Annotated in this window: 14 protein-coding genes; 1 reads left to right on the forward strand and 13 read right to left on the reverse strand. The window is 53.6% G+C overall.

Going from position 1 to position 16,973, the window contains the following annotated elements; genetic code table 11:
• Window positions 1–111: 111 nt before the first annotated feature.
• The 12 genes from GTU67_RS06125 to GTU67_RS06180 form a co-directional block, all read right to left on the reverse strand.
• Window positions 112–3,213 carry a type III restriction-modification system endonuclease gene (locus GTU67_RS06125; protein ID WP_185779215.1) on the reverse strand — a complete coding sequence of 1,034 codons (3,102 nt, stop codon included), beginning with the start codon at window positions 3,211–3,213 and terminating at the stop codon, window positions 112–114.
• Complete coding sequence (locus GTU67_RS06130; protein ID WP_185779216.1) at window positions 3,210–4,265, reverse strand: PDDEXK nuclease domain-containing protein; 1,056 nt, start codon at window positions 4,263–4,265, stop codon at window positions 3,210–3,212. Before GTU67_RS06130 ends, GTU67_RS06125 begins: the two co-directional genes overlap by 4 nt.
• Window positions 4,266–4,274: 9 nt before the next feature.
• Window positions 4,275–6,158, reverse strand: coding sequence for a site-specific DNA-methyltransferase (locus GTU67_RS06135; RefSeq protein ID WP_185779217.1), 1,884 nt, complete (start codon window positions 6,156–6,158; stop codon window positions 4,275–4,277).
• 31 nt (window positions 6,159–6,189) lie between these two features.
• Window positions 6,190–6,525, reverse strand: coding sequence for a hypothetical protein (locus GTU67_RS06140; protein WP_185779218.1), 336 nt, complete (start codon window positions 6,523–6,525; stop codon window positions 6,190–6,192).
• Between the two features lie 32 nt (window positions 6,526–6,557).
• Window positions 6,558–8,912, reverse strand: a complete 2,355-nt coding sequence (locus GTU67_RS06145) for a S8 family peptidase (RefSeq protein WP_185779219.1) — start codon at window positions 8,910–8,912, stop codon at window positions 6,558–6,560.
• Between the two features lie 6 nt (window positions 8,913–8,918).
• Entirely contained in the window at window positions 8,919–9,914 is a 996-nt protein-coding gene (locus GTU67_RS06150) for an AAA family ATPase (RefSeq protein ID WP_185779220.1), read from the reverse strand.
• Between the two features lie 86 nt (window positions 9,915–10,000).
• Window positions 10,001–10,465 carry a phospholipase D-like domain-containing protein gene (locus GTU67_RS06155; protein ID WP_249417594.1) on the reverse strand — a complete coding sequence of 155 codons (465 nt, stop codon included), beginning with the start codon at window positions 10,463–10,465 and terminating at the stop codon, window positions 10,001–10,003.
• A 53-nt stretch (window positions 10,466–10,518) separates the two neighbouring features.
• Entirely contained in the window at window positions 10,519–10,827 is a 309-nt protein-coding gene (locus GTU67_RS15315) for a hypothetical protein (RefSeq protein ID WP_249417595.1), read from the reverse strand.
• Between the two features lie 507 nt (window positions 10,828–11,334).
• Window positions 11,335–12,546: a DNA translocase FtsK gene (locus GTU67_RS06165; RefSeq protein WP_185779221.1), complete on the reverse strand. Its 1,212-nt coding sequence runs from the start codon at window positions 12,544–12,546 to the stop codon at window positions 11,335–11,337.
• A gap of 249 nt (window positions 12,547–12,795) precedes the next feature.
• A complete protein-coding gene (locus tag GTU67_RS06170) occupies window positions 12,796–13,026 on the reverse strand; it encodes a hypothetical protein (RefSeq protein ID WP_185779222.1) in 231 nt (76 codons plus the stop codon).
• An 18-nt stretch (window positions 13,027–13,044) separates the two neighbouring features.
• On the reverse strand, window positions 13,045–13,599 hold the full coding sequence (locus GTU67_RS06175) for a transporter (protein ID WP_185779223.1): 555 nt from the start codon (window positions 13,597–13,599) through the stop codon (window positions 13,045–13,047).
• A 154-nt stretch (window positions 13,600–13,753) separates the two neighbouring features.
• Window positions 13,754–14,758: a carbon-nitrogen hydrolase family protein gene (locus tag GTU67_RS06180; protein WP_185779224.1), complete on the reverse strand. Its 1,005-nt coding sequence runs from the start codon at window positions 14,756–14,758 to the stop codon at window positions 13,754–13,756.
• Window positions 14,759–15,015: 257 nt separating this feature from the next.
• On the opposite strand from GTU67_RS06180, the gene GTU67_RS06185 reads away from it, so the two are divergent.
• Window positions 15,016–15,678: a spermine/spermidine synthase domain-containing protein gene (locus GTU67_RS06185; protein WP_249417596.1), complete on the forward strand. Its 663-nt coding sequence runs from the start codon at window positions 15,016–15,018 to the stop codon at window positions 15,676–15,678.
• Between the two features lie 92 nt (window positions 15,679–15,770).
• Here the strand turns inward: GTU67_RS06185 and GTU67_RS06190 are convergent, their stop codons facing one another.
• Window positions 15,771–16,967 carry a PepSY domain-containing protein gene (locus tag GTU67_RS06190; RefSeq protein ID WP_249417597.1) on the reverse strand — a complete coding sequence of 399 codons (1,197 nt, stop codon included), beginning with the start codon at window positions 16,965–16,967 and terminating at the stop codon, window positions 15,771–15,773.
• Between the last annotated feature and the right edge of the window lie 6 nt (window positions 16,968–16,973).

Here is a 16,973-nt window from a genome sequence, read left to right on the forward strand (position 1 = left end):
CGAAAACAATTACAGCAGACTGGACTTTCATGTATATCTCCCCTACTCCACCATCGCCTTCAAAAGTTCATCCCGTGGGCACGCCCGAACTGGGCAGGTACCCATATGCAGTCATTTCACCACTTCCATCAACTTCCCGAAGCTGTCCACCACGTCGTACCTGACGTTCTCCGGCGCGAAGCGCCGGTTCATCTCTTCAAAAAACTTGCGGGCACATTTGATCTTGGTCTTTTCGATCTCTCGCAGATCCATTGACGACATTGACCCTTTGGTTTCCGCCACGAAATAGACGTGTTTCACCGAGCCCTCCTTGAAGGAGATGGCCCAGTCGGGGTTGTAGTCGCCAACCGGTGTCGGAATCAGGAAACCACGTGGCAATTTGGCATACACCACGACTTCGGCGCTCGCTTCCAATGCCTCAGCAAAATCACGCTCGGGCCTCGACCCGGAATCCGGCAGCACGAAGTCGTAGATATGGTGCTTGGGCGTGCTTACTGCATTGCTGAAGTCTTGTTTGGTTTGCCCGGCGGTAAAGATGTCGAGGTCGAATTTGTCTTCGACCGGATCGTAGGCCAAATGCTCGACGATGACAGTCGCTTTCTGCTCGTTGATCAGGCGCACGGCTTCGGCAATAAAGCTTTCCGGGTTCGTCTTGTACTGCGAGAACACGGCGGCGTTGAGCCCCTTCAGAATCTCGACGACGGTGCGCCGCGTCAGTTGAGTGCCTTCGCTCAGCTTTCCCACGAGGTCGTACTTGACCGCTGAATGGATAGAGGCACGGTTGGTTTCTGTCACTGCGTCCTTCAATTCGAACGTACTGCCGGTCTTGATCCCATCGTACGTTAACGCGGCGGCCTGTTCACCGCGCTGAATCGTGTACTGCAACGGTGTCACCCGCAGTCCGGTATGCTTATCGTTGAGGGTGTTGACCGCCTTTTGCACCAGTTCGTCAGAATCGAAGTGGACGCTGTACACCGCTTTGCGATTGATCCGACTCCAGAGTTCCTTGAATTCCCTCTTTTCGAAATTCGCGTTAAGCGGGTTCTTCTTGGGTTTGCGGTCGTCGCCGATATCCGGCAACTGGCTTTCGCTGAAAACACTGTCGATCAGCTCGAATACCTGCTCGGCGTGCTGTGCCAGCTCCGGAGGAAGTGCTGCGAGCGTGCCGTCCTTCTTGGCCGCGTGATAGGCGCCACTGATGCGATCAGCCACGTCGGTGTAATCGTGCTTCACCAGGTACCTGTAGATCTGCTTAGCAAGCGTGGCTGTAACTTCGATATCGCCGGTCGCCGTTTTCAGTACCTTGCCAGTGAAGTAGGCTTCGTCCGCCACGCGCGGACGTGCCGACAGCGACTCGCTGATGTCCTTCTGCAGCGCTGCAACGAAGTCCTTATAGCTTTCGCTGGCCACCACGGTCAGCATGTTCACATCATGCACTGTAGCCGGGTGATCCATACGGTCCCCATTTTGATTTACAGAGAGCCGCAAGCCGCGCCCCACTTCCTGGCGGCGCGAGATGGTGTTATCGCTGTGCTTGAGTGTGCAAATGACAAACACGTTCGGGTTGTCCCAACCTTCGCGCAGGGCAGAATGCGAGAAGATGAAGCGCACGGGTTCCTCAAACTTGAGGAGCTGTTCCTTCTTTCGCAGAATCAAGTCGTAGGCATCAACATCGTCCGACAAGCCAGCGTTCTCGCCACGCGCGGCAACCTTTGGGTCGACCAGCCGCTTGCTTTTCTTGTCAATGGAAAAATAGCCGCTGTGGGTTTTGTCGGCAGGGATGCCTTTGAGGTACTTGATATACGGCGTCTCATCCAGATCCAGCACCTCGTTGAGGTACAGCAGGTATTCTTCCTCGAAAACACGGGCGTATTCGCCTTTTTCGTCCGGCGAGGCGTAGTCACGGTACTTGGCCACCTCATCGATGAAAAAGAGTGTGAGCACCTTCACGCCTAGCTGGAATAGCGCCTGTTCCTTGTCGAAGTGTGCTTTGATGGCCTCGCGGATCTGGATGCGGCGTAACGCTGCTTCGGTCACATCACCCGTCGCATCGCCTACGGTGAGCTCGACTCCGTTAGTAAAGCTCAGGGTGTCAGAGTTGGCGTTGATGTCGGCCACGACAAACCCTTCGCGGTACTGATCGAGCCCATTAGACAGATCGAACAGGTTGTCACCCTTGCCCAATTTGCGCACCACGCGCTTGATGTTTCCACCCGCCAGCTTCTGTTCAAACTCGACACGCGCCTCGGGTGGCTTCTTGCTCGAAATCTCGATGGACTGCAGATAGAGATAACCCGCCGTGCCCGCCAAACCCTTCACGGCGATGCCGCGAACCGCGATCTTTTTCACCAGCTTCTGGTTGTAGGCGTCCAGCGCGTCTAGGCGGTGAATCTTGTTGTGCGTCGTCTTGTGGGTGGCCGAATAGCGCAACACCATCAACGCCTTGAAGGCCTCCAAGGACTTGAGTGTGGCCGCGCCTTCCATTTTCTGAGGCTCATCCAGTATCAGGATCGGACGGTTGGCGCTGATCACGTCGATGGGTCGACGGGACTGGAAGTCGTCCAGTTCCTCGTAGATGCGGCGATTGTCTTTGCCGGTGGCATTGAAGGCCTGCACGTTGATCACCATCACATTGATGCCAGCGTCAGAGGAGAAGCTCTCCAGGTGGTGCAGTTGCTTGGAGTTGTAGATGAAGAAGCGCGCCTTCTTGCGGTAGGTTTCCAGGAAGTGCTCGGCCGTGATCTCCAGCGACTTGGCCACGCCCTCGCGGATGGCGATGCTGGGCACGACGATGATGAACTTGCTCCAGCCATACAGCTTGTTCAGCTCGAAGATGGTCTTGATGTAGCAGTAGGTCTTGCCCGTGCCGGTTTCCATCTCGATGTCGAGATTGACCTTGGCCACCTTGGTCTTGACCAGCGCATCCGACAGCGGCAGGTTCTGCGCTCGTTGCACGGCGTGGATGTTGTCCACCAGTGCTGTTTCCGACAGGATGAGGTCGGCGTTGCGGAAAGCCGCCTCCTGCTCTGCCGCTGCATCCCGCGCGGCCTCCAGCGCCAGCACCTCTTGTGGGCTGGCCGGTGCCGCCTTGCGGGTGCCGGAGTCCAGGCGATAACGAATACCGCCGTGATGCGGCACTTGCCCCTTGAAGCAATCCACCACCGCCTGCACGGCGGCGGTCTGGTAGGCCTGGGTCTTGAATTTCAGCTTCATGCCTGCACCTCCCCGGGCGCATCATCCGCATCCCGCAGCTCACTCTCGATATCCTCGATGCGAGGTAAGTCGGTTTGCAGTTCCTCGGGCAAGGCCTGCACCAGTTGATACTCCGCGACGCCGATCGGCTTGTGCATGTCGCGCAAGGCGTACTCGGCTACCACCTTGTCGCGGTTTTTGCACAGCAACAGGCCCAGGCTGGGGTTGTCGGTGGCGTGCCTGAGCTGGCTGTCCACCGCACTGAGGTAGAAATTGAGCTTGCCCGCGTATTCGGGCTGAAACTCCCCGGCCTTCAGTTCCACCACCACATAGCAGCGTAACTTCAGGTGGTAGAACAACAGGTCGATGTAGAAATCCTTGTCGCCCACTTCCACATGCACCTGCCGTCCGACGAAGGCAAAGCCCGCACCCAGCTCCATCAAGAACTGGGTAACGTGCTTGACCAGTGCGGCCTCGATGGCACGTTCCTGCGCCTCCTTGCCCAGGCCGAGAAAGTCGAGGCGGTACGGGTCTTTCAGGGACTCGCGGGCCAGATCCGACTGCGGCTGGGGCAGGCGCTGGCTGAAGTTGGTGATGGCCGCGCCTGTACGCTGGCGCAAGCCGGATTCGATCTGCATCACCAGCACGTTGCGCGACCAGCCGTTCTCCAGCGCCTGCGCGGCGTACCATTGCCGTTCCTCGGCGGTCTGGAGCTTGTCCAACAGGGCCAACTGGTGGTACCAGGGCAATTGTGCAAGCGCCGCTTGCACAAATTCGCCATCGGGCCAAGCCTCGGCAAAGGCCCGCATGTACTTGAGGTTGCGCGGGGAAAAGCCTTTCATGTCCGGGAAGGCGTTGCGCAGATCGCGGGCCAGCCTGTCAACCACCTTGCTGCCCCACCCCTGGCTGGCCTGGCGTGCCAGAATGTCCTGACCGATCTGCCAGTACAACAGCACCAGCTCGCGATTGACCGCAAGCGAGGCACGTTGCTGCGCGGCATGGATGCGCTGCTTGAGTTCAGTCAGCCAATCGGCATAGCCGGTGGGGCTGGCAGTCAATTCTTCTTTGCTCATGTGCCCCCCTCAAATGCTCTTCACTTCGGTGGATGGCGACAACAGCTTGAAGATCTGCTCCACGTTGATCTTGACGGCGCTGTCCTTGAACCCGGCATCGCGGAACACCACACGCAGCGGCTTGTGCGTGGCCAGCTCCTTGACAAAGGCTTCGTCCACACCGCCATGCGCGTCAAAGCAGGCGGCCAGCGCGTTGCCATCGACAAAGAACACGTACTTGTCCTGGATGACCTTCTTCTCAATGGGTAGGGCGAGGTCAACACCCCAGTCCAGCATCACCTGGAACAGCAGGTCTTCCGCCGTGCGGTCAGGCTTGATGTTTTCCACAAACAGATCGAGGCTGGCCTTGTCGAGGGCATCAGGGGCGTAGTAGACATCGGCCATGTTGGATGTGTCGATTTTGAAACTCCGAAATCCGACGTCCACTTTTTCATCTGACATTCTGAATTGCTCACCAACGCGTCGTATTCTCTCTCTGGCAATATCTGCAATGGTTGAAAATCCTGCATTTGCGGCAGCACTTTCTGGTGGGCACACTTCTGGCAACTGCACAAGGATGAATCTCGTATTCGTACCATAGGCCGCATTTCTGGCCAAGATTGCATGCGCAGTTGTTCCAGAACCAGAAAAAAAGTCGAGAACAATCTCATCATCATCTGAAAGGCACTGAGATGCTAAGGATTGGATGAGTTGTATAGATTTTGGGTGCGGGAAAATTTTCGCATCGAATATGCCCTGAAGCTCTCGGGTGGCCTGAGTGTTGGTGGGCGCGACCAATGAGTTTGAAACCTTGTCATCCGTTCTAGCAACCATCCAGGTCGATACAGGGACTGTGTCAAATTTTGCCTCGTTCTTGAAGCGCTTTAGCATGGGACGCCCTGATGCATCAGCGGGAAATATTACTCTGCCTTCCGAGATTTTTTCTGCCATAGTCTTCCGGCTGTAGGGCCAATAGCGGCCTTGAGGCGGTAAGAATTCATTCCCCGTGACGGGATCTTTTATGGGGTAATAAACATCTCCACCTGCTTTTCCGGCGCTCAGATTGTCAGCTTTCCAAGGGCCGCGCGGATCATTGTCAGGGTTACTATAGCCCGCATAGGTTCGTCCTATACCTGCAAGTCTTCCCTTGTTTTTGCCGTAGCAAAGCACATATTCATGATCCACGCTTACGTTGTCTACTGAATCCATCGCACCACTGCGACGCTTCCACACAAAGCTGCAGTAGAAATTCTGAGCACCAAAAATCTCATCGCAGAGCAGCTTAAGGTTAGCTGCCTCGGAGTCATCGATGGAGATGAAGATAACTCCATCATCACGCAGCAAATGCCGAGCTAATCGAAGACGCGGCAGCATCATGGTCAGCCAGTCCGAATGGAACCGTCCATTGGCTGAAGTATTTGCACTGAGCCTGTTACCTTCATCATCTTTCTGATTGGATGAACGCAGATACTCTTCAGTTTCTTGGGCGAAGTCATCTTCATAAATAAAATCAGTGCCGGTGTTATAAGGCGGATCTATGTAGATCATTTTTATCCGCCCAAGATAAGTTTCCTGCAACATTTTCAATGCATCAAGGTTGTCTCCTTCGATAAACATATTTCTCGTTGTATCGAAATCTATGCTTTCCTCTCGGATAGGTCGTAGCGTCTTGGCTATTGGGGCATTTGCTGTCAGTATTGCCTCGCGTTTACCAGGCCAATTTAATTGGTATCTCTCCTGCATTCCATCCACAAGAGTAGAGGAAAGCTCTTGTCGCAACTGATCAAAGTCAACCAATTGTTTTAGGTTTCCTGCACTGTCGCGCGCTTCTGTAACGCAATGAGGAAACAGCTCCCGGATGCGAGAAATATTCTCTTTCACAGCATCAGGCGAGTGCATTTTTAGAGCGTCCATAAATCTTATTCACTAATTTGAACAGTATTTTTTAGTTCTTCCCCAACCTGTAGCCTACATCAATCAGCGCCCAGAAAAACTCTTTGTTGTTGACACGACATTCCCATTCTTCCCTGTATAAACGCTCGGCTTTCTCTACATGAATTTTGAGATTCTCGAACTCATCAGTGAGGTCTATATCGCAATTGAAGTAGATGCGGTATTCGGCACCCCACTTATTAGGCTGTTGTTGATAATGTGGGCCTGCGACCGGTCGTATATTTGTCGCATTAAAATAGTCTCCCTCAAATTTATCTGCTTGCTCGGGATTAACTTCGACTTCAAGCAGTACATCTCTGGCATTTTGAGTGAAGAATTTGGTGTCCATAAATCGTCCTCTTTGATGAATAAAAATCTGGTTTATGTACGAACACGCAACGGTGGAACCCTGGCATCCAGCCGTGCCTTGATCTGGGTATAGAGTTGAGCCAAAAGGTTTTCCTTGTCACGTAGGCTGACCAAAAGCGAATAGCTTTCTTCGCTGTCGCACAGGTTTTCACCCCACGGAAAGTCATTGCGCGTGACCACCACAAACAGCTTTTTGGTCCGTAGCGCAGAATCTTTCTGGAACTGTTTGAATCGCCAAAAGTCGGCCTGAACCGTACCCTTGCTGCGATTCACCTGCCCGATGGTTGCGCCTGCAAGTTCCTTGATGCTCTGGTAGTCTTCCTTTTTGGTCGCCTTGTTGAACATGGTCGTAACGTGTTCAAGGTCGCGAGCAGCGACAAGCCTGAAGTCAATGCGTGTGGCACGATACTTGATGCGCGTTGAACGAATTGGCGGGGTATACGCCAATGCGATGGCGATTTCCCGTAGGCGCTTTTTGCCTCCGCTGGTGAATTCCGGCGGGACTGGTATTTCGTAGAAGTGGTGCCGTTTGTTCTCGATCTTGCCATCTGTAATCAGCGTGACGGCGTTTTCCAGTGAGCGATGCAGGGCAGTTTCATCCACCTGCCCATAACCACATGCACGTTTAAGCGTCTTATGCTGCTCTACCAGTTGTTGGCTGGCCTCTGGCAGCACTGCGTTCAGGCAGAGTTGGGCACGCACGAAGTTGGCAGTGGCATCCGGGTGTTCATGAAGAACGGAAGCGGCCAGATGCGCTACTTGAGGCGCGGCCATGCTGGTGCCTACATCGACCACAAAGGGATGGCCGCTTGCAAACTGGTAGCTGGTCGATACCACACCCAGCCCGGCAGTCCTGTCCATCAATGCGTGGTTGGCGCGTGTATTGATTGCCCAATTCCCGCCATAAGCCATCAACTCGGGCTTGATGGCACCATCGACAGACTGACCGCTACGCGTAAATGGTGATGGCTGATCCGGCTGTGCAATTGGCAGTTCTGCCGGGTCAAGCGGATAGCGCTGGCTGTTATAGGTTTGGTTGTGACGCGCCAGGCTGCCAACGGTCAGCACATTCAATGCTGGTGCTGGTTCGATGATCCGCCAGTCGTCATTCAAGAGATAGGTCGGGTACTGATTTCGCCATTCCAAACCATCGGGAGAATCTTCAGTGATGCGATGATTTCCAGAGGACACTACAAACAGCACCTCCAGTTCCCGCGAGAGGATATCCAATGTCACCGACAAGCCTTTCAGGTGTCCGCCCATGTAGGGCTTGTTGGCATCTCCGAAAGACAGGTTGAACACTTTGCAACCACGCTCTCTTACAAAGTAGCGAACGGCTTCTTCTATTTGGTTCTCCACAAAGCCCGTGGCGTTCTCATTGTGTTTGTCGAGAATTCTTCCGCTGTACAAGCGCAAGTTAGGGACAAAGGTGCCGTCACGCAGGTGTTTTTCAAAGTCGCCGTAAAGAGCCAGACCGGCAACATGTGTGCCGTGCCCATTTTCATCGTGCGGGACTTCGCCCGGCAAGAAACTCTTGGCCTCGCTGACAGCGGCTTTCAACAGAGGATGTCCATCGGCAATGCCGCTGTCGAGCACCACCACACCCGGTGCTTGCTCTGAAGGAGCCTGGATATCAGGAATCTTCTGAATATCCTGAAAGACGACCGATCGCTCCAGCGCAAAGTTGGGCGGCAAGTCAATGGATCGTACATCCCGATGATGAAGCAGTATGTCAGCCTGTGCGGCTGTGCAGCGCACACGATAAAGCGTCAGCTCTGGCTTCTTGATCTGATCCAGCCTCTCGATATCTTGTTCTGCCAGCCAGCCCTCAAACTTCTGCCAAGCTTGTTGTCGCGCCTGATGATTATCTTCCAGCGGCCATAGCTCAACATCTAGCATGAACTCATCCCGATCAGGGAAGCCTTGCTGCTTCAGTGCCCAGCCTTTTCGATTTTCGGCACTCCAACCATCCACGCTTTGCAGGGCATAGATCACTTCTTTATTGGTAACGTGTTCACCCTCAACCATACTGGCAAGGCGTGCTTCAAACTGAGCCAGCGCAGCGTTGGTCGCGAAGCCGATCACGACGGTTGCGTCTTCCTGGCTGACAAATTCGATGTCTGTGGAAATTTTTCTCAGGTCATCCGGATTAAATCCTTTCTGCACCGTGAAGCTGAAAAGCTTGCGCTCATCAAAGCCACCTATATCTTCACCAGCCTCTTCTCTTGCATTGGCCAGCTTGGTCAGCAGCCCACGTCCATGAGCAGGAATGTCATCGGGGACAAATGGCTTCGGCGGGGTTCCAGAGCGCTTTTCATTGACTGGCGCTTCCCGTTGTATGTTCAGGTGCGGAAAGTTCTCCTCCATGACGACTTAGCTCCCTTGTATGCGTGCCCTGCGGGCATCTTCACGACGAATGGCGGATTGCAGATGCCGCTCACTGAGGAATTCTTTTCCAGTCAGCACCATGTCTTTGGCTGCCCTACGCAGAACACGCTCTACATCTGCGTGACTCATTCCTTTAAACATGCTCGTAATGCGGGCATCCTCAATTTCGAATTCACGGCGCAACCCACGCAGCTTGATGCCCAACAGCTTTCGCAACTGCTCCAGGTTGGGCGATTCAAAAACCAATACCTCATCAAATCGGCGCCAGATGGCTGCGTCGAGGATACGCTCATGGTTGGTGGCAGCCACCAAGATGCTTTTACCTTCATAGGCATCCAGCATTTGCAAGAAGGCATTCACCACGCGCTTCAGCTCGCCATGCTCGGCGGTATCGGCACGCTCCTTGGCCAGTGCGTCGAACTCGTCAAACAGTACAACCATCGGAATGGTGGCTATAAAGTCGAATACCTGCCTTAGATTGGCTGCCGTTTCCCCGAGAAGAGAGGACACCACGCTATCTATACGGACAATTGCCAACGGTAAACCTAGCTCGCTGGCCAGTACCTCAGCCGTTAATGTTTTCCCGCACCCAGGGGGGCCGCAAAACAACAGGCGATCTGCGGGATACAAGCCATAGCTTTGCAGCGCCTCTGCTCGATGGTGTTCTTGCAGCAACTCATTCAGCAAGGACGCATTTTCATCCGACAATACGACGTCTTCCATGCGCCGGACTGCCTCCTTGATCTGTAAGAGAGGCAGGTTGCGCTCTTTATCTTTAGGTATACGATCACTCAGCAATGAGTTGGCTGCCCCACCAGCATTACGGCGACCATAGAGAATTTTCTCCAAATCATTCGCCAGTAAATGATGGTTCTTGGCACGCTCTTGCTGAATCAACTGTTCCGAAACACGCTTGAAGGCATCCTGATTACCTTCAGTTCCGGTTTTGATAAGTTGCCTGAGCAGTTTTGCTGTGGCCATGACCTTTCTCCTTTTCCTGAACCATGTCGTCTTGTTATGAACATGGTTCTCAATTCTTGGTTACTTTAACCCGTTCAGTTCGGTTGTTACCCGAGATCGACAGCCGTGAACCCGTGCAGGGGCATATATGCCGTGTCGGTGCCACCTGCCTGCACGCAGGCGAACTGCTGCATTGGCGCTTTAGTGCGGTTGCTCTTGAATTTGGCCTTGCGTCGTATCCACTCGGCGCACTCCTTGGCCACCGCCCGCTGGGTCAGCTTGTTGCGCAGCTGGATTTCAAACTCGCTGCCGTAAAGGCTGCGTTCACGGTCAAGTTTGGGGATATGGAATTCCTTGCGCTCCTTGCGAATCTTGTCGGTGACCTCGTTGGCAACAAAGGTAGGCTCGGTGAAGATGAAGTCGAACTCTTCTATCTTTTCCAGCTCGACTTTCAACGCCTCGAAGGCGTACATCGAAAAGCACGAGGCCGCGACCTTCAGGCGCGCGCCTGGCCGGAGGACCCGCTTCAGATCGTCACCTAAAAGGGTATTGATATTGTCGAGAAGTTGCATGTTTGTTTACAGCTCGAGCTCAGAATCTAACAAATCGGACCGCATACCTTATCCTAATCTTCATCAAAATAATCAGAATCCAGCGTCGGCACTCTGAACGTTCTGGACGACACGCCAACTTCGTTATCCATCATCAAGTTAACCAAACGTACTCCGTCAACCAGCACAATCACTTCGAACCGACCTGGAGATACACGGAGCAGACTTTCCAGCAGCTCGCTGGCTGTTGACTCCCTGAGTTCTGCCAATGCCTGTTCCAACCGATCGTCAGGACTTATCGTCGCCGTCTCTTGAGACAATGGCATATTGGTATTGTCGCCTACCAATGACTCACCGGTCAGATCCCTAAGACGAAGAGTCATGTTGATGGTCGCAAGGCGTTCAATCTGCTCGGCACTTAATGGCGCCGGATTATTCTGCGCATAGTCGACACCCGCCGCCGTAAGCTTCCAATACCCTCGCCTAGCGCTCTCGGATAGCCCCGCTCGTTTTAACCTATCGTGCGCCCAACCGGCCCTGTTTTATATGTTGCCTGACCACTGCCTATCACCTCCTGGCGCTGAGTCTCTGTCAAAGCAAGCTGATCTGCAGCCGCCTCATGCGCCACTCTAGCAAGCGCACCATCAGGATGCCGGGCCAGAAAACGCAAAATTGGTTCGATAAATTGGTCGTAGGTTGGAACAGGCATCACAGATGTCCGAGGAAATAACAATTTGCATCAAAGTTCATAACAAGTTAGCTATGGCAAGGCCGTCAATTTCAAGATCGAAACAGATCAGTCTTGGACAAACCAGCTCCTTACGTTGCCCAGGCCAGACAATTAAACGGGGAAGGCATCCCAGGTGCCTTCCAGAATCTGGCTTCAGATATCAGCGCAGGATCTTCGCCTTAACTTCTGTTGGCAAATCAAAAGACGCAACCTGCTCATCGGTTAATCCGCGGGCTTGCGGGTGCGGCAGAGACACTATGTCCGTTTCACCGAAAGTCTGAAGAAGCATCTTGAATGACCTGCCATTAGTGCCCTCTTTGGAACGCACTACTCTCGCCTTACCAGGTCTGGGACCAAGAATGGCCTCGACCCGCTCACGCAACCGGATATCGTTCAACGCTTCGATAAGATCACTGCCTGCAAAAATAATGACAGAGGGGCGGCGCCGCTTGATAAGGTCCAAAACACCGTCTGCGTCGTTAACTAATGCTTCAATGTCGATTTTCTCATGGCTATCGACGCTTCGTGTTTGGGTATCTGACCAGTTCGTTTGCCAAAAAGCTCGTTCCCGAGGCCCCTCTTTCCCGGGTTTCGTTTCCAGGTGAATCCCCCAGCTCGAGAGCCAGCCCAGAATACGTGTTCGAAAGCGGCTGTTATTAACCGTTTCGTCAGAGAAAAAAGACAATGGTGCCAACTCTTGGGTTTTACCTTGCGAGTCTGATACCTCTTCTTCGGCTGAATAACCAAAGTTAATACCGCAAATCATGACACCCCCCATGAGGTTTTCAAGATAGTCTTTGGTTACTACGCGATGAGAACCCATTTTCAACTCCTTTTGATCTGCCAGAATCAAATTGTTATCAAAACTATCGCAGGCCAGTATATCTAATAGCTCGGCGTCTGTTGATGACAATTCACGGTAATACCCGTTATCTTGCAACCAGCTCAATACAGCCTTAACCACTCCAGCCTCTAGCCCGACCGACTCACGTTTGTATTCCGCATGAACCACCTGACATAGTGCGTCGCAATTTTCTCTAGACGTAATGTCGAAGAATGCTTCACGAACACACTGTTTATCGGCTTGATTCGCTATCCATGCAACGCAAGCGCGGATAAGCATCAACACTTTTTTAATCGCCTGCAGTCGTTGCACGTACGTCAGTGGTTGATGCTTAGGCATAAGCCACCAAACCCCATGATGTTGTTCTGTCAAAACACCCTGCTCTTGCAAGGCTTTTATCGTCTCAATAGCAGACCGATAACCCAGCCGTAAGCGTCGCTGCACTAGCGAAATTGTGGCCCACTGGGTCTGGATAACCAGCACTTTCGCTTGAGCAATTTGCTCTGAGGTGACTGCAAAAACTGTCATTGTTCGCTCTCCTGTAAAAGTATTAACCTCGCTCCGCTACTGCGGATTAAGGCTGCGAATCAATACAGGCTTTAACCTCTTCTAAGCGCCGGTTTTTTTACAATTCTTACAAAATAGCTGGCTGCCCCCTTATCATTGGCTTTGATTGGGCAATCAATCGCTTTGGTGGTTGCTGCCCAGAGGCAGACGCGGCTGGACAACAGAGTGCTCTTCAAAAATGAGCGTCGTATAGTTAACGCACAACCAGCCTTAAAAGTCATAAGACAGACCGGCAGTCATCGTTGTACTGCGACTGCCGTCTGTTTTCCTCCAGTTGGGCGAGACCATTAACCCCAGGCCAACTTGCACGTTTTTAATCGGCGTATAACTGATGCCAAACTGACCAAACGGGGTGTACTTCCCTGTATCGTCGGTATTTGTGGCTGCGCCCAGGCTCACCCCCAAAGACCACTGCTCATTAAGCACCCAAATGGGTGCCACTGAAATGCTCCAGAGATGTCAGCGAGGCTCATCTTCTACTGGGCGGGAATAACGGTTACCCGAGTACCCCACATTAAAATGCAGCTCATAGCTACTGGACACGTATGAGCTGACCCAGATCAGCTCAAAGTTGGTTTTTGCCGAGCCAAGCCCCTTTGCCTCGCTTCTTTGGCTGACAGGCAACATCAATGAAGGCATGAGTGCAAAACTCCATCCACGATTCTGGTCACCCGCAAAGAGCCACTGTGCACCCACTTGCGTGTTTAGCCAGCCAGCATACGGATGGCCTTGACGCGCTTTGTTTATGAATACGTCAAGGTTGTCTGTAACGCCATACGTGTACGACCAAAGCAGCGTATTGGACGCGTCGGTTGTGACCTCCATTTCATCGCCGGCATCATTTAAGACAATGGCACGATCTTTTTGGTACGCGAAACTCATCTCGATTTCGCTTCTCCCTTTGCCTTCGGTATCTGCATCGTCAAAATCAAAGGGAAAAAAGGCGTTTGCGCTACACGGCAAAACTAAACAAGCCAATAAGGCCCAACGCCTTGGCAACACAGTGAATCGCATGTTTGTCTTTCAAGATGAAATAATCTGCCGGCTTTTTCCAGACCACGCCATCCTGAACCGACAACGTGCTTCATGTCCCCAAAATCGAGCACTTCATTATTTTGCGCGTAGTTTACCTAAGCAGTATCCGTTCGGGGATCTTAATGAGTGCCGCTCAAACCACTTTAGTCGAAGCACTGGCAGCCCTAATCACCCCCTGCTGCACTGTTGATTCGGGCAATGTCGTGTGCGGTGTGCGGTCAAGGTCGAAGCGGAACACATCAGGTCGATCGTAATGGCCGGCTCCGTCGGCAAAGTACTTCGCAAAAGCAATCATCGATAAATCCAGATCGGCAAAAATAACCGCCTCGGTATCGCGGTGCGGCTCGGCCAACCACTTACCATTCGGCCCCATAAAGCCGCTGATCCCGCCACCCACCGTAGGTGCATCTGGGCCAGCCGGCACCGCCAAGCGCTCCACCATCTCTTCAGAAATACGCCCTTGCACCACGATCACATAAGTTTGTGCGCAAATCGCGTGGGCTGCTGCCAATGTAGTGGAATAGTGATTGAAATCGCCGGCGTTCGGATCAGCGTGGGTAGCATTGATAGCCGGCCACGACGCGACGTGGATCTGCTCGCCCATCGCTGTAAGTGCGTGGCGTGCCAGGCTCATCGTGTGTTCAAAACAAATCAACCCGCCAACCCGCGCAAAACCCGTATCCACCACAAACAAATCGCGGCCGTCGCCCTGGCCCCACACGGTACGCTCGGCATTGGTAGGATGCAGCTTGCGGTGCTTCGCTACTAAACGCCCCTCGGGCGAATACCACGCCATGGTGTTGTACAAGGTGCCACCGTCACGCTCGTTAACCCCCAAACTTACCCAGACCCCCGCCTCGCGAGCAGCCGCCGCAATCGCATCCGATTGCGGGCTGGGCAGCTCAATGGCATTACGATACAACTCGGCAAAAAACGGCGCGGCATACTTTGTTGTGTGCGACCAGATCCAGTACGGATAGCCCGGCAAAAACGTTTCAGGGAAGGCAACCAAGCGTGCTCCACCCGCCGCAGCTTCGTGAATAAACTCGACCGCCCGCCGCACACCGGCTTCCAGGTTCAAAAAAGGCGCTGCTGCATGCACAGCTGCCACACGAACGGTCTCGAACGAAGTCGTCATAAAAGTCTCCTGAGCAAGTTGGGTTAAATGCAAAAACAGGCTTACCGTTACCATACAGCCTGCGGCATCGCAGACGTGCAAACCGTAGCAAGCCCCAGTGCGGGGGTCAAGCAATTTCGAACAACGTGTACGGCGCCTATTTGACGAACACCGGCACTAACTAATACTCCGCAAAAAAGCGACTTTTCATGGTAAATATTGTTGAACTCGACGGCGTGCGTAGCATGCATTTCGGCACTGCCGCCGTACAAGGCACAATGCGCATCGACCAGCCCAATTCGATCGAGCTGGAGTACGTTCAACAAATGATGATGTGGCTACTGTTTCGCGACGACGCCGCACATATTGTTCAGCTTGGCCTGGGCGCAGCGGCGCTAACAAAATTTTGCTACCACCACCTTGCGCCCTCAAGAATCACAGCGGTGGAGCTCAACCCGGAAGTTATTCAGGCATGTCGAAGCCACTTCGCGTTACCAAACGACGACGACCGACTGAAGGTTTTAAGCATGGATGCGGCAGATTACGTCAAAGATTTTTCGCGACGCCGCTCGGTCGATATTTTGCAGGTTGATTTATACGATGCAAAAGCACATAGCCCGGTTCTTAGCTCTGAAGCCTTTTACGGGGCCTGCGCAAATATCCTGTCACGCACAGGCATGATGACCATAAACCTGTATTGCGACTGGCCTGAACACCTTGCGCACATTCGGATGATCGAAAACGCCTTCCCTGCCGTCGCCTGGCTACCTGAAGTCCACGATGGCAATATGGTAGCTATTGCCTTTAAACAGCCACCGTCAATCGATTTTGAAGCGCTTTACGCACGCGCCGAAGATGTTTCTGCCGCATTCGGCCTGCACGCACAAAGCTGGGTTGCAGGGCTTTACAGCTGGATGAGCCAGGACATCGGGGAAGCATAAGCCGCAGATGTAATGACCCTGCGGAACCAGCACAGTTCGTGAGGCTAATGCAGGATTGAAGCGCCTCGGGGCGCTTCAATCTTTGATTTTCACTACTTATACAGACGCATCACCCGTCGCCACCCAATACGCACGCCGGCCAGTGTCACCGCCAGCCCGCCCAGGCTCAGCACCATGATGACAAGGTCGCGAAGCGGCCCCGTACGCAGCAGGCCCGGCGTATCCCAACTATGAAGAAAGTAAAACAGCCAACGGCCAATTCGCTGCGAGGTATCCAGGCTGGTTACCACAGCGCCCGTTTGCAGGTCGATATACACGCGCGTGCGCCCCGGGTCGGCAAAGTCTACGCGTAACGCGGGCAAGCCCAACTGACGTGCGCCGTTCATGGCCTCGGCATGCCGCCGGTAATAATAGGCATCGTCTACACGCAGTACTTCGTTGCCGATCAAGGGATACGAAAACAGCCGGCCGGCCGCAGCCAGTGCTTGGGCAGCAGGCCATGACAGGCTGACAGCCAAACCGCCCTGCCCATCGTCGCGCACCAGACGGATATGCGCCTGTCGGTCGTATGCCAGTACATACGTTTCGGCATTCAGGCTTCGCCAGTGCAGTTCGACCGGCAAAAAGCCGGACTGGTGCAAGGTCTGAATGACGCGTGAAGGCTGTGCAAGCGGCCCGGCAGGTAAGCTGCCACCACCGTAGTACGCGACGAGGTTGGGCTTTATGTGTTTAGGCGAGAATATGCCCAGAGGGTTCATGGACATCAGGCCGCTGAATATCCAGGTCAGGATCACGCCTCCGAAAAGCAACCCTGCAACATGATGCCAACGCATCCAGGGTTCTCGATACGGAGTGCGAGCTCCTGTTTTGTAGCGGCCTTTAAAACGCCACCGCCACACGCCGACGACACAACCCGACAACGCGCTGACGGTGCACAAGGCCGATAACCCAATGACTAGCCAGGACCAGATCGGGTCGACCGAGCCGTCTTTGAACATATAGAGCCAGTGCAACCAGGCCCCCACGTAATTCCAGCGTTGCTGGGACAAAGGCGCATCGAGGACCACCTGACCGGTAACTCCGGACACATACAACGTGCCCGGAAGGGGACCGTCTACGGAAATGCGGTGCAATGGCCGATGCGCATCGAGACTGCGTGCATGCGTCCAGCGATCTTCATCGATAGCGTCGTCGTAGCGCAATGTCGCAATCAGCACGCACCCGACCACACCCGTCCATCGATGCACCAGATACGTCAGGCGCTTTGTACGGGCCATCAGATTCATCATGATGCC

Source organism: Pusillimonas minor (assembly GCF_014237865.1).
GTDB lineage: Bacteria > Pseudomonadota > Gammaproteobacteria > Burkholderiales > Burkholderiaceae_B > Neopusillimonas > Neopusillimonas minor.

Coding starts and splice junctions, on each gene's coding strand:
- GTU67_RS06125 (WP_185779215.1), bottom strand. CDS start 3,213: ATGAAGCTGAAATTCAAGACCCAGGCCTACCAGACCGCCGCCGTGCAG.
- GTU67_RS06130 (WP_185779216.1), bottom strand. CDS start 4,265: ATGAGCAAAGAAGAATTGACTGCCAGCCCCACCGGCTATGCCGATTGG.
- GTU67_RS06135 (WP_185779217.1), bottom strand. CDS start 6,158: ATGGACGCTCTAAAAATGCACTCGCCTGATGCTGTGAAAGAGAATATT.
- GTU67_RS06140 (WP_185779218.1), bottom strand. CDS start 6,525: ATGGACACCAAATTCTTCACTCAAAATGCCAGAGATGTACTGCTTGAA.
- GTU67_RS06145 (WP_185779219.1), bottom strand. CDS start 8,912: ATGGAGGAGAACTTTCCGCACCTGAACATACAACGGGAAGCGCCAGTC.
- GTU67_RS06150 (WP_185779220.1), bottom strand. CDS start 9,914: ATGGCCACAGCAAAACTGCTCAGGCAACTTATCAAAACCGGAACTGAA.
- GTU67_RS06155 (WP_249417594.1), bottom strand. CDS start 10,465: ATGCAACTTCTCGACAATATCAATACCCTTTTAGGTGACGATCTGAAG.
- GTU67_RS15315 (WP_249417595.1), bottom strand. CDS start 10,827: ATGACTCTTCGTCTTAGGGATCTGACCGGTGAGTCATTGGTAGGCGAC.
- GTU67_RS06165 (WP_185779221.1), bottom strand. CDS start 12,546: ATGACAGTTTTTGCAGTCACCTCAGAGCAAATTGCTCAAGCGAAAGTG.
- GTU67_RS06175 (WP_185779223.1), bottom strand. CDS start 13,599: ATGCGATTCACTGTGTTGCCAAGGCGTTGGGCCTTATTGGCTTGTTTA.
- GTU67_RS06180 (WP_185779224.1), bottom strand. CDS start 14,758: ATGACGACTTCGTTCGAGACCGTTCGTGTGGCAGCTGTGCATGCAGCA.
- GTU67_RS06185 (WP_249417596.1), top strand. CDS start 15,016: ATGCGCATCGACCAGCCCAATTCGATCGAGCTGGAGTACGTTCAACAA.
- GTU67_RS06190 (WP_249417597.1), bottom strand. CDS start 16,967: ATGATGAATCTGATGGCCCGTACAAAGCGCCTGACGTATCTGGTGCAT.